The 12141-nt window shown below is 72.0% G+C and carries 9 protein-coding genes; 3 read left to right on the top strand and 6 right to left on the bottom strand.

What is annotated here, in order from left to right:
• Window positions 1-7: 7 nt before the first annotated feature.
• Window positions 8-1159 carry a GTP-binding protein gene (locus OOJ98_RS23035; RefSeq protein WP_267056830.1) on the bottom strand — a complete coding sequence of 384 codons (1152 nt, stop codon included), beginning with the start codon at window positions 1157-1159 and terminating at the stop codon, window positions 8-10.
• Window positions 1160-1537: 378 nt separating this feature from the next.
• On the opposite strand from OOJ98_RS23035, the gene OOJ98_RS23030 reads away from it, so the two are divergent.
• Window positions 1538-2671, top strand: a complete 1134-nt coding sequence (locus OOJ98_RS23030; RefSeq protein WP_267056829.1) for an FAD-dependent monooxygenase — start codon at window positions 1538-1540, stop codon at window positions 2669-2671.
• Between the two features lie 4 nt (window positions 2672-2675).
• Here the strand turns inward: OOJ98_RS23030 and OOJ98_RS23025 are convergent, their stop codons facing one another.
• Window positions 2676-3833, bottom strand: coding sequence for a citrate synthase/methylcitrate synthase (locus OOJ98_RS23025; protein ID WP_267056828.1), 1158 nt, complete (start codon window positions 3831-3833; stop codon window positions 2676-2678).
• A gap of 116 nt (window positions 3834-3949) precedes the next feature.
• Here OOJ98_RS23025 and OOJ98_RS23020 point away from each other — a divergent pair, with 116 nt between their 5' ends.
• Together OOJ98_RS23020 and OOJ98_RS23015 are read left to right on the top strand one after the other, a co-directional pair.
• Window positions 3950-5182 (top strand): citrate synthase family protein, encoded by a 1233-nt coding sequence (locus tag OOJ98_RS23020; protein ID WP_267056827.1) that lies wholly within the window; start codon window positions 3950-3952, stop codon window positions 5180-5182.
• Between the two features lie 77 nt (window positions 5183-5259).
• Window positions 5260-6036: an alpha/beta fold hydrolase gene (locus OOJ98_RS23015; protein ID WP_267056826.1), complete on the top strand. Its 777-nt coding sequence runs from the start codon at window positions 5260-5262 to the stop codon at window positions 6034-6036.
• Between the two features lie 23 nt (window positions 6037-6059).
• Here OOJ98_RS23015 and OOJ98_RS23010 read toward each other — a convergent pair whose 3' ends face one another.
• The 4 genes from OOJ98_RS23010 to OOJ98_RS22995 all read right to left on the bottom strand — a co-directional run bounded on the left by OOJ98_RS23010 (window position 6060) and on the right by OOJ98_RS22995 (window position 12084).
• The gene (locus tag OOJ98_RS23010; protein ID WP_267056825.1) at window positions 6060-8507 is read right to left on the bottom strand and encodes a discoidin domain-containing protein; all 2448 of its coding nucleotides are present in this window, start codon (window positions 8505-8507) and stop codon (window positions 6060-6062) included.
• Window positions 8508-8566: 59 nt separating this feature from the next.
• Window positions 8567-10138: an alpha-amylase family glycosyl hydrolase gene (locus OOJ98_RS23005; protein ID WP_267056824.1), complete on the bottom strand. Its 1572-nt coding sequence runs from the start codon at window positions 10136-10138 to the stop codon at window positions 8567-8569.
• Between the two features lie 106 nt (window positions 10139-10244).
• Entirely contained in the window at window positions 10245-11120 is an 876-nt protein-coding gene (locus OOJ98_RS23000; RefSeq protein WP_267056823.1) for a carbohydrate ABC transporter permease, read from the bottom strand.
• 19 nt (window positions 11121-11139) lie between these two features.
• Window positions 11140-12084 (bottom strand): carbohydrate ABC transporter permease, encoded by a 945-nt coding sequence (locus tag OOJ98_RS22995; protein ID WP_267056822.1) that lies wholly within the window; start codon window positions 12082-12084, stop codon window positions 11140-11142.
• Between the last annotated feature and the right edge of the window lie 57 nt (window positions 12085-12141).

Genomic DNA, 12141 nt, shown 5'->3' with positions numbered 1-12141 from the left:
GCGTCAACTAGCCGGTGGGGCCGGGGAGTTCATCGAACTCCCCGGCCTCGTCCGTTTCCCCCGGCGCCTCCCGGGGCTCCCGCTCCGGATCGGGTACGTAGCGCAGGACGCCCCACATCGCGTGCTCGGGCGGGGGTGCGTCCGCGGCCGCGGCCACGCATCCGGCGAGCTGCCCGTCGAGGGCGGGGGCGTCGATGCCCGCGCCGATGAGGACGAGTTCGCTGCGGCGCTCCTGGCCGGGCGGCCACGGCTCGGGGTAGAAGCGCAGGAAGCGGCCGACCGCGTGCAGGCTGTAGCGGTTGCGGGGGTCGGCCGGGCCGAAGTCGACGAACCCCTTGATGCGGTAGAGCCCCTCCGGCCGGGTGTCGAGGAAGGCCATCAGCCGGCGCGGATCCAGGGGCGCGTCCGAGGAGAAGGCGACGGATTCGTAGGCGGCGTGCAGATGCGTGCCGTGCGCACCGTGGCCGTCGCACCCCGCGTGGTGCTCGTGCTCCTCGCCGCAGGCCGGCGCCCCGTCGTCCAGGAGGTCGTCGAAGGCGAGCTGGCCGACCCGTTCGGTGAGGGGCCGCGCGTCGAAGAAGAGCTCCGGGTCCACCCTGCCGTACGTGGACTCGACGACCGCGGCCGTTCCGGCGAGGGCGGCACGCAGCCGGGTCAGGCCCGCCGCGTCGACCCGGTCCGTCTTGTTGAGCACCACCAGGTCGGCGACGGCCAGATGGCGTTCGATCTCGGGATGGCGCTCGCGCGTCGCGTCGTACTCGGCCGCGTCGACGACCTCCACCAGACCCCCGTACACCGTCCGCGGGTTCTCGCCCGCGAGCACCATCCTCACCAGCTCCTGCGGCTCGGCGAGGCCGCTCGCCTCGATGACGATGACGTCGAGACGGGCCGCGGGCCGGGCCAGCCGGTCCAGATAGAGGTCGAGTTCGCTGGCGTCGACCGCGCAGCACAGACAGCCGTTGCCGAGCGAGACGGTGGAGTCGCCGAGCTGTCCGGCCACCGTCATGGCGTCGATCTCGATGGAGCCGAAGTCGTTGACGACGGCGCCGATGCGGGTGCCGCGGCAGGCCCGGAGCAGATGGTTGAGCAGGGTGGTCTTGCCCGAGCCGAGGAAGCCCGCGAGGACGATGACGGGGATCTGCTTGCTCGGGCTGTCCACCTGGGGCCTTTCCGCGAGCCCGCGCCCTCGGCGCCGCCTCGGCGGGCGGCGCGCGGACACGGCCTCTCAGTCGCTTCAGTCGCTGGTTGTGTGGGGGCACATGGCCGGGCGGGCATCCGCTCGCGCCGCCCTCCCATGCGCCGGGATCGAATTATCCCGCACCGCCCCGGGCCCGGTGGCGCGCCACCGGCCGCGGCGCACGCGGGCGTCCGGGCCCCTGCGCCCCGTCATTGCCCGGAACGCAACGATTCCTTGCCGTTTTGTGCATTGCGACCCGTCCGCGCGCTGTCAAGACTCGGCCTGTCACGACTCGACGTATCCCCGGGGAGCGGCTGAAGCGGTCTCCAGGATGCACACGATCAGCACGGAGAGAACGCCATGCACAACAGGAACGTCTTGATCTCCGGAGCCAGTGTGGCCGGACTGACCCTGGCCTACTGGCTCCAGCGCGCCGGGTTCCGGCCGACCGTGGTGGAACGGGCGCCGGGCCTGCGCAGGGGCGGCCAGGCCATCGACATCCGGGGCTCCGCGTTACACGTCGTGGACCGGATGAACCTGCTCGACAAGGTCCGGGCCTCGGCGACCGGCATGCGCGGCATGTCGTTCGTGGACGGGGACGGCACGGAACTGTCCCGCTCCACCGAGGAGACCCTGACCGGCGGGGTCATAGACAACGACGACGTCGAACTGATGCGGGACGACCTGACCACGCTGCTCTTCGACGCGAGCCGCTACGGGACGGAGTTCCTGTTCGACGACGTCATCACCGCCCTCACGCAGGACGACTACGGCGTCGAGGTCCGCTTCCGGCACGAACGCCCGCGCCGCTTCGGCCTGGTGGTCGGCGCGGACGGGCTGCACTCGGGGGTGCGCCGCCTGGCCTTCGGCCCGGAGTCCGCCTTCCTCCACTTCCTCGGCAGCTATCTCGCGATCTTCAGCGTGGACAACTTCCTCGCGCTCGACCACTGGCAGACCTTCCACACCACCGAGGACGCGCTGATCGGTGTCTACAGCGCACGGAACAACACCGAGGCGCGGGCGATGCTGCTCTTCTCCTCCCCGCAGCTGGACATCGGCCACCGGGACACCGACCGGCACAAGGCCCTGCTCGCCGAGCGGTTCGCCGGAGCCGGCTGGGTGACGCCGCGGCTCCTGGAGCACATGGAGAGCGCGCCGGACTTCTACTTCGACTCGATGAGCCAGGTCCGTCTCGACCACTGGTCGACAGGGCGGATCGCCCTGGTCGGGGACGCGGGGTACTGCCCCTCGCCGAGATCGGGCCAGGGCACCAGCATCGCCCTGGCCGGCGCCTACGTCCTCGCGGGCGAGCTGGGCAACAGCCCCGACGACCACCGCGCCGCCCTCGCCCGCTACGAGCGGGTGACGCGGGACTACGTCCACCGCAATCAGCGGCTCGCGCAGGAGAGGCCCGACGGCAACAGGCGCGACCCCGCCGAGCTCGACCGCGCGGCCAACTCCCTCACGCTCCCGGTCTATCCCTGCCGGGGCTGACGCCTCAGGCAGCGGGCACGGGCTGCGGCGGGGGCGGGCCCACATAGCGGGCCGCCGGGCGGATGATCTTCGAGTCCGCCGCCTGCTCCAGGATGTTGGCGCTCCAGCCGACGACCCGGGCGGCGCAGAAGGTGGGCGTGAACATCTCGCGCGGCAGCCCGCACAGCTCCATGACGACTCCCGCGTAGAACTCCACGTTGGTGTGCAGTTCGCGGCCCGGCTTGAGCTCGGCGAGGATCGCCTCGACCTGGCGCTCCACCTCGACGGCGAACGAGACGAGCGGGCCGCCGAAGCCCTCGGCGATCCCGCGCAGCATGCGCGAGCGGGGGTCCTCGGTGCGGTAGACGGGATGCCCGAACCCCATGATCCGCTCGCCGGCCAGGACCCGTTCGCGGATCCAGCCGTCGATGCGGTCGGGGGTGCCGATCGCGTCCAGGGTGTCGAGGGCGCGGCTGGGGGCGCCGCCGTGCAGCGGGCCGGAGAGCGCGCCGACGGCGGCGACCAGGCTCGCGGCGACATCGGCGCCGGTGGAGGCGACGACGCGGGCGGTGAAGGTCGAGGCGTTGAAGCCGTGGTCGACGGTGGAGATGAGGTAGCGCTCGACGGCTCGGGCGCGCTCGGGCTCGGGCTCCGAACCGGTCAGCATGTAGAGGTAGTTGGCGGCGTACGGCAGGTCGTCGCGGGGCTCGACGGGTTCGAGCCCCCGGCCCAGCCGGTGCAGGGCGGTCAGCAGGGTGGGGACCGCGGCGCAGGCGGCGAGCGCGTCCTCGGCGCGCCGCTCGGCGTCGAGGTCGTACACGGGCCGGAACCCCTTGGCCGCGCCCAGCAGGGAGAGCGCGGTGCGCAGCCCGGCGAGCGGTCCGGACGAGGCGCCGGTGCGGGCGATGCCCGGAAGTGCCTCGCGTACGCCGTCGGGCAGGCGGCGCAGCCGGGCGGTGCGGGCGGTGAACGCGGCTCGGGCGGCGGCGTCGGGCAGCTCGCCGTGGAACATCAGGTGCCAGACGTCCTCGAAGGTGCGGCTCCCGGCGAGCTCGACGGCCGAGTACTGGCGGTAGTGGTAGAAGCCCTCGCGGCCCCGGACGTCGCCGAGTTCGGTGTCCGTGACGACGACGCCCGCGAGCCCGCGGGGTACCGCGGCGGGGGCGGTGGTGGTGCCGGCCATGTGGCTGCCTCCTTCAGTTCCTCATGTTGACTTGACTGTCTATGATTGAGTTCGAGGCTGTCAATATTGATTGAATCAATGTGAACGGGATGGATCGAGATGGATACGGTGGCCCCATGACCGATCAGGAGCGGCTCACCACCCGCGAGGCGGCACAGCGGCTCGGCGTGAAACCCGAGACGGTGTACGCGTACGTCAGCCGGGGCCAGCTCAGCAGCGAGCGCGCCCCGGGCGGCCGGGGCTCCACCTTCGATGCCCGGGAGATCGACGCGCTCGCCCGGCGCGGGGCCCGCCGGGAGCCGGCCGCCTCCGCCTCGGGCGGCGAGCCGACCTTCCGCACCGCCCTCACCCTGATCGACAAGGACCGCTACTACTACCGCGGTGTCGACGCGGTCGACCTCGCCACCACCCACGGCTTCGAGGAGGTCGCGGAGTGGGTGTGGACCGGAGAGCCGGCGCACGCCCCGCACTTCACGGCGCCCCCGCCGTTCCTGGACGCGGCACGGCTCGCCGTCGCGGCGCTCCCCGCGCACAGCGGCACCATGGACCGGCTGCGGGCCGCCGCGGTCGCGGTCTCGGCCGCCGACCCGCTGCGTTTCGACCTCTCCCCCGCGGCGGTGCTCGGCTGCGCCCGCACCCTGATCCCCACCCTGGTCGGCGCCCTGCCGACCGCCGACGCGCTCCGCCCCGGCGAGGGCCGCATGGCGCGGCAGCTGTGGCAGCGCCTGACGGCACAGGAACCTGACGAGCAGTCACTTCGCTTGCTGGACACGGCACTCGCGCTGCTCATCGACCACGATCTGGCCGCCTCCACGCTCGCCGCCCGGGTCGCCGCCTCCGCCCGCGCCCATCCGTACGCCGTCGTCTCCGCGGGCCTCGGCGCCCTGGAGGGACCGCTGCACGGCGCCGCGAGCGGGCTGGCCCACCGCACCCTCGCCGAGGTCCTCGACCGGGGCGGCGCCGCCCCGGTCGTCGCCGACCACCTGCGCTCGGGACGGCGCGTGCCGGGCCTCGGCCACCGGCTGTACACGGGCGAAGACCCGCGCGCCCAGGCCCTGTTCGCGCTGCTCGGCTCGGTGCCGCAGGCCGCCGAAGCACTGGCGGCGGCGCGCGACGTCGTCGAGACGACGGCGCGGCACACCGCGCTGCACGCCAACGTCGATCTGGCGCTCGCCGTCCTGAGCGTCGCGTTCGGCATGCCCGCCGAGGCCGGCGAGACCGTGTTCGCGGTGGCCCGCACGGCCGGCTGGATCGCCCACGCCCTGGAGGAGTACGCGCAGCCCCCGCTGCGGCTGCGCCCCAGCGGCCACTACACAGGTCCCCGCCCGCCCCGGCCGCTGCCCTTCTGAAGGGGGCCGGCGCGGCCTGAACCCGCTTGTCCGTCAAGCAACTTGGCCCCGGCCGGGCGACCCGACAGACTTGCCCCATGGAACTGAACGTGCCGGTCAAGGGCGGCGAGGTGTGGGCCGAGGACACCGGCGGCGAGGGCATTCCCCTGGTGCTGCTCCACCCGGGGGTAGCCGCCTCCGGAGTGTGGGACGCGATCGTGCCGCCGCTCGCCGAGCGCCACCGCGTGATCCGCTACGACGTGCGGGGATACGGGCGCTCCCCCGCGCCCGGCGCCGAGTACACACCCGCCGGTGACCTGCTCGCCGTACTGGACCACTTCGGGGTGGAGCGCGCGGTGCTCGTCGGGTCCAGCATGGGCGGCGCGACCGCGCTCAGCCTCGCACTCGACGCCCCCGGACGCGTGGCGGGACTGGCCCTGTTCTGCCCCGGCGTCACCGGCGACCCCGCGCTCCAGTCCGGTGAACTCCTCGCGGACATCGGCGAGTTGACACAGAAGGGCGACCTGGAGGGCATCGTCGCGCTCGGTCTGCGCACCTGGGGCGCGGCCGGAACGGGCGACGACCCCGAGGCCGCCGCGCAGCTGCGCGCGGCGATCCCGGGGTGGTTCAACAACCTGGGCCACCAGCTCCCCGACCCGGACGCCTTCGACCGGCTCGGCGAGATCACCGTGCCCTGCCTCGTGGCCGTCGGCGAGCACGACCACGAGCGGGTGATCCGGTCGAACGAGGCCGTGGCCGCCCGCATCCCGGGGTGCCGTCTGGTCCGGCTGCCCGGCAGCGACCACTTCCCCTCACTGCGCGAACCCGGCCGGGTCGCCCGGCTGACCCAGGAGCTGTACGACAGCGTCCGCTGAGCACCCGGCCGGGCCCGGCACCGTCAGGGCACGTACGCCTCGAACTCGCTGATCTGCGCGGCCGGCCAGCCCGTGTTGGCGGTGACCGTCAGCCGCAGATAGCGGGTGCTGGTGTTGGCCGGCAGGGCGATCGCCACCTTGTTGCCGGAGGCCGGGTCGAAGGTGTAGCCGCGGCTCGCGACGAGCTGTCCGTAGGAGCCGTTGTCGGCGCTGCCGAGCACCGAGAGCGTCTGGGTGCGGGCGCCCCACGCGGTGGCGGGCGGCAGCTTCAGGACCAGCCTGCCGACGGCGCGCACCGAGCCGAGGTCGACGGTGACCGACTGCGGGAAGGCGTTGTTGGCGCTCTCCCAGTAGCTGGTGGCGTCGCCGTCGACGGCCTTGGCCGCGTCGTAGACCTGGGTGTGCGAGGTCTCGGCGACCGGGCGGCCCTTGGCGAGGTCGGGGTCGGCGGGCGGCGGGCTGCTCGGCGGCGGCGAGCTGGGCCCGGTGGGCGGCGGGCTGCTCGGCGGGGTGGTGGTGCCGCCGTGGTCGTAGTTGGGCTTGGGCCACTCGCCGCAGTAGGTGGCGGGCAGCTTCCCGTTCCAGCCGGAGTTACCGGCGCCCTGGGTGAGGGCGAGGTTGCCGCCGAGGCAGCTGTAGACCGGCTCGGAGAAGCCGAGGTTCTTCGCGGTGACGCCGGTCATGGACAGCTGGGCCGGGTCGTTGAACTGGAGGGCGAAGGTGCCGGTGCCGTCAATGTTCACGTTGTTGAAGTTGACGCCCTTGGTGGTGCCCGACACAAAGTGGATGGCCGCGTAGGAGCTGTCCAGGATGTCGGTGTCGGTGACGTTGACGGTCGCCTTGTCCATGGTGCTGTTGCGGGAGTCGAACCACACCGCGCCGATCGGGAACGGCCAGCCGAGGTCCGCGTTGCCCGCCCGGATCGTGGTGTTGCGGGCCAGTGTGATCGTGCCCTGGACGTCGGTGCCGCTGCCGGGGTTGACGCCGTCGAACCGGTTGCCGACGTGCAGACCGCCGCCGTTGGTCACGGTGTCCGCGACCACGTTGTCGGTCGCCGCGTTGTCCCTGCCGCCATAGAGGGCGATGTTGTTGGCGAGGACCGGAGCCACCACGGTGTTGTTCTTGAACGTGTTGTTGGCGTCGGTCACGGTGTCCGACCACATGGCCAGTCCGTCGTCCCCGGTGTTGCGCAGGAAGGTGTTCTCCACCGACGAACGGGTCACTCCCCAGTGGAAGTTGACGCCGTCCGCGGTCTGGTCCAGGATCCGGCTGTTCTTGATGTGGAAGTCGTCCATCGGGCCGTCCATCCACGCCCCGACCTTGGTGTGCTGAAGCCATATGTTGTCGACGGTGGAGTTGCTGAGCGCCCCGCCGATCCCGTTGACCTGGTCCTCGTCGACGCGCTCGGTGATCTCGCCGATCAGCGCGAAGTCCTTGAGGGTGACGTTGCGGCTGGGCCCGCCCGCTTCATAGGGCCGGATCCCGCCCTTGTAGCCGCCGCCGCTCACGTACTTGCCGTAGATGCCGGCGGCCCGGGTGCGGTCGGCGGAGCTGCGGCCGGTGAGCACCGAGTACCAGGGGCCGGCCCCGCGCAGCGTCACCTGGTCGACCACCACGTGGTCGGTGAGCTTGAAGGTGCCGGTCGGGATGTAGACCTCCTTGCCCTGGGCCTTGCCGGCGTCGACGGCCTGCTGGAAGGCGGAGGTCGAGTCGGCCGCGCCGCTCGCGTCGGCCCCGTAGTCGGTCACGGAGAGCGAGCCGGCGGGGCGGGCCACCGGGTCCGGGACGAGTTCGAAGTCGGCGAGGTCGACGACGGCCCAGGGGGTCGCCGTGGTCGAGGGCAGGGTGACCCGGACCTTGGACCCGGCGGGCAGGGTCGTGCCGAGGAGCGTGCGGGTCTCGTCGTAGAAGTGGTGCGGCTTGTCGCCCGGCTGGTTCTGGAAGGGGTAACTGCCGTAGAACCAGCCGTACTTGGAGGTGAAGGTGAGGTCCTTCAGCTTGGCTCCGCCGGAGCTCAGCTCGACCGGGGCGCTGATGCCGGTGCCGGCGGCGTCGTCCGGGACGCTGTAGCGGATGTCGACGGCGTTGGCGGGCTTGGTGAGGGTGAACTCGACGTACTGGCCGGCCGCGCTCAGCTTCACCGCGCTGCGGCCCGAGGCCTCCGAGGGCAGCGTGGTGTAGGTACGGTCCGGGCCGATCACCGTGCCGTTGGTGGCGGCGGCCTCCGCCTCCAGCTCGGTGAACGGCACGGTGGCGCCGCGCCCCGCCACGGCGAGCGGGGAGAGCGGGGCGGATTCGGCGGCCGACGCCGAGGCGTTCGGGCCGAGCCCCACCGCGCCGAGCGCGACGACACAGGCGAGCGCGGCGACCGCGGCGACGGCCCGCCCGGCGGACGCGGTCCGGCCGGAGGGCCCGGCGGGTGGTGGTGGCTCCTGGGGTACGGCAACACGTGCGGCTCTGATCATGCGCATGACAGACCCTCTTTCGTGGGGGGAGCGGGGATGGGGCGGAGCGGGTGGTGCGGACGGGGTCAGGCGCGCAGCCAGACCGCCGTGTCCTTGGGAAGCAGCCCGTCGGCGAGGGGGCCGCTCGCGAGCAGGAGCGAGCGGTGTGCGGGGAGCGGGACCGGTGCGTCGCCGAGGTTCACCACACAGCACAGCCCCGCCTCGCGGGCGAAGGCGAGGACGCCCTCCGGGGCTTCGAGCCACGTCAACGTGCCGTCGCCGAAGCCCGGTTGGGTGCGGCGCAGCAGCAGGGCCCGGCGGTACAGGGCGAGCATGGAGGAGGGGACGCCGCCCTGGCGGTCGGCGGCGTACCGGGCCCAGTCGGCGGGCTGCGGCAGCCAGGGGGTGGCCCACGGCTTGCCCGTCCAGGGCAGCGGGACGCGGCAGCCGTCGCGGCCGGGGTCGACCCCGCCGGAGCGGAAGTGCATGGGGTCCTCGATGCGGTCGAGGGGGATGTCGGCCTCGGGCAGGCCCAGTTCCTCGCCCTGGTAGAGGTAGACCGAGCCGGGCAGGGCGAGGGAGAGCAGGGCGGCGGCGCGGGCCCTGCGGGTGCCGAGCGCCAGGTCGGTGGGGGTGCCGAAGCGTTTGGCCGCGAAGTCGAAGCCGGTGTCGGCGCGGCCGTAGCGGGTGACCGTGCGGGTCACGTCGTGGTTGCAGAGCACCCAGGTGGCGGGCGCCCCGACCGGGGCGTGCTCGGCGAGGGTGTCGTCGATGGAGGCGCGCAGGCGGGCCGCGTCCCAGGGGCAGGCGAGGAAGGTGAAGTTGAAGGCGGTGTGCAGTTCGTCGGGGCGCAGATAGCGGGCGAAGCGCTCGCTGTCGGGCAGCCACACCTCCCCGACGAACACCGCCCCGTACGCGTCGGCGACCGCGCGCCAGGAGCGGTAGATGTCGTGGAGTTCGTCGCGGTCGATGTAGGGGTGGGGGTCGGTGCCCTCGACGAAGTCGGCGAGGGCGGGGTCCTTGGCGAGCAGCGCCGCCGAGTCGATGCGTACGCCGGCCACGCCGCGCTCGAACCAGAAGCGCAGCACGTCCTCGTGTTCGCGGCGCACCGCGGGGTGGGCCCAGTTGAGGTCGGGCTGCTGCGGGGTGAACAGATGGAGGTACCACTCGCCGTCCTCGACGCGGGTCCAGGTATCCCCCGCGAACTGGGACGGCCAGGTGTTGGGCGGGAGTTCGCCGTGCGCGCCGCGGCCGGGCCGGAAGTGGAAGAGCTCCCGCTCGGGGCTGCCGGGTCCGGCCGCCAGGGCGGCCCGGAACCACGGGTGCTGGTCCGACAGGTGGTTCGGCACGATGTCGACGATGGTGCGGATGCCGAGGGCGCGGGCCTCCACGATGAGCTTCTCGGCCTCGGCGAGGGTGCCGAACGCGGGGTCGATGGTGCGGTAGTCGGCCACGTCGTAGCCGCCGTCGGCGAGCGGCGACAGGTACCAGGGCGTGAACCACAGGGCGTCGACGCCCAGTTCGGCGAGGTAGGGCAGCTTGGCCCGGACCCCCGCGAGGTCGCCGGTGCCGTCGCCGTCACCGTCGGCGAAGCTGCGTACGTACACCTGGTAGATGGCGGCCGAGCGCCACCAGTCGTCGCTTTCGTGGGCTGCCACGGGAGGTCCTTTCGGGCAGGTGGGTTCCCGCCGCCGGCCCCGTTGGTCCAGCGGGGCATGGTGGAGGGGCCGGCGGCGGAGTGCGGGGAGAGCGGGGTGCGGGGTGTCAGCCCTTGAGGCCGCCCGCGGTGAGACCGCTCATGATGTTGCGCTGGAACACGATGAAGATGAGGAGGGTGGGGATCGACGCCATGGCGAGGGCGGCCGTGAGCCAGTTCTCGGGGACGCCCTGGGCGAGCGAGTAGATGCCCACGTTGAGCGTCTGTTTGGTGGGGTCGGGCAGGGTGAGCATCGGCCAGAGGAAGTCCTTCCAGACGCCGATGACCGCGAAGATGGAGACGACGCCGAGGATCGGCCGGGAGATGGGCAGGACCACCGAGCGCAGGGTGCGCAGCGGTGAGGCCCCGTCGATGGACGCGGCGTCGAGGAGTTCGCGCGGGATGGAGTCGAAGAACCGCTTGAGCAGGAAGATGTTGAAGGCGTTGGTGACGGACGGCAGCCAGATCGCCCACGGCGTGTTCAGCAGGTTCCGCTTGAAGATCGGCACGTCGAGCACGGTCAGGTACTGCGGCACCACGAGTACGGCGGCCGGGATCATGAGGGTGGCCAGCATCATTGCGAGGATCGCCTTGCCGAACACGGGCCGCAGCTTGGACAGCGAGTAGGCGGCGGCCACGTCCAGGACCAGCTGGAAGGCGAGCGCGCCGAACGCGTACCAGAGGGTGTTGAGCAGGAGCTTGGCGAAGTCCATCACGCGCCAGGCGTTGGTGACGTTCTCCGTGTGCACGCCGTGCGGGACGAGCGTGGGCGGGATCCGGGTGAACTCCTCAGTGGATTTGAGCCCGTTGACGGCCATCCAGTACAGCGGCCCGATGAAGACGAGCGTGAACACGACCATGACCAGGCCGAAGACGGTCCAGTAGACGACCTTGCCCCGGGTGCGGCCGAGGGTGGCCGGTGAGATGAGTGTGCGTGTCGACATGGGTCCCCCACCGTCCGTTCTAGTCGTCGCTGTCGCGGCTGAGCCGTACGTACGCCGCCGAGAAACCGGCGAGCAGGACGAGCAGGCACAGGCCGAGCGCGGCGGCGCCGCCGTAGTTGTTGAAGTTGAAGGCGTACTGGTAGATGAGGTAGACCACGGTCGTCGTGGAGCCTTCGGGGCCGGCGCCGTTGGTGAGCAGGAACGGCTCGGTGAAGACCTGCATCGTGGCGATGATCTGCATGAGGAACATCAGCGAGAGCACGAGCCGGGTCTGCGGCACGGTGACGTGCCAGATCTTGCGGAGCAGCCCCGCGCCGTCGAGTTCGGCCGCCTCGTACAGCTCGCCGGGGATGCCCTGGAGGGCGGCGAGGTAGACGAGGGTGGCGCTGCCCATGTTCATCCAGGTCGCGGCGATGACCACCGAGATCATGGCCGTGTCGGTGGACTGGAGCCATTGCTGTGCGGGCAGCCCGAGCAGCTCGAAGATCCGGTTGAAGAGGCCGTATCCGGGGTCGTAGAAGTATTTGAAGAGCAGCACCGACGCGACCGGCGGGAGCATCACGGGCAGGTAGACGAGGAGCCTCAAGTAGCCCTGGCCGTGCCGGAATTCGTTGAGCAGGACGGCGACGAGGAACGGCAGGACGAAGCCGAGGACCAGGGCGAGGCCGGTGAAGAGCAGGGTGTTGCGCCAGGCCTGCCAGAACGCCGGGTCGTGGAAGACATAACTGAGGTTGGACCAGCCGGCCCAGGTGGTGCGGCCGTCCTTCGTCTTCTGGAAGGCGAGGACGAACTCCCTGACCATGGGGTACCAGGAGAAGAAGGCGAAGCAGAGCACGGCGCCGATGAGGAAGCCGTGCGCGGTGAGGTTGCGTCTCAGCGCCCGCGCGCGTCCGCGCTGCCTGAGCGGCTCGGCGCCCTGGTGCGGCCGGGTCGCTTCCCGGGTGGGCAGTGTGGAGGCCGACATCGTCACTCCTGAATCCGGGGCGGGCGGGGCCGGAGGGTGTGCTCCGGCCCCTGCCGC

Origin of the sequence: Streptomyces sp. NBC_00083, from assembly GCF_026343295.1 — a bacterium.
Taxonomy (GTDB): Bacteria; Actinomycetota; Actinomycetes; order Streptomycetales; family Streptomycetaceae; genus Streptomyces.
This window is presented reverse-complemented; position numbering and strand designations above follow the sequence as displayed.

Excerpts from the sequence above, each read along its gene's own strand:
- OOJ98_RS23030 (WP_267056829.1), top strand. The coding sequence starts at position 1,538 with ATGCACAACAGGAACGTCTTGATCTCCGGAGCCAGTGTGGCCGGACTG.
- OOJ98_RS23025 (WP_267056828.1), bottom strand. The coding sequence starts at position 3,833 with ATGGCCGGCACCACCACCGCCCCCGCCGCGGTACCCCGCGGGCTCGCG.
- OOJ98_RS23020 (WP_267056827.1), top strand. The coding sequence starts at position 3,950 with ATGACCGATCAGGAGCGGCTCACCACCCGCGAGGCGGCACAGCGGCTC.
- OOJ98_RS23015 (WP_267056826.1), top strand. The coding sequence starts at position 5,260 with ATGGAACTGAACGTGCCGGTCAAGGGCGGCGAGGTGTGGGCCGAGGAC.
- OOJ98_RS23010 (WP_267056825.1), bottom strand. The coding sequence starts at position 8,507 with ATGCGCATGATCAGAGCCGCACGTGTTGCCGTACCCCAGGAGCCACCA.
- OOJ98_RS23000 (WP_267056823.1), bottom strand. The coding sequence starts at position 11,120 with ATGTCGACACGCACACTCATCTCACCGGCCACCCTCGGCCGCACCCGG.
- OOJ98_RS22995 (WP_267056822.1), bottom strand. The coding sequence starts at position 12,084 with ATGTCGGCCTCCACACTGCCCACCCGGGAAGCGACCCGGCCGCACCAG.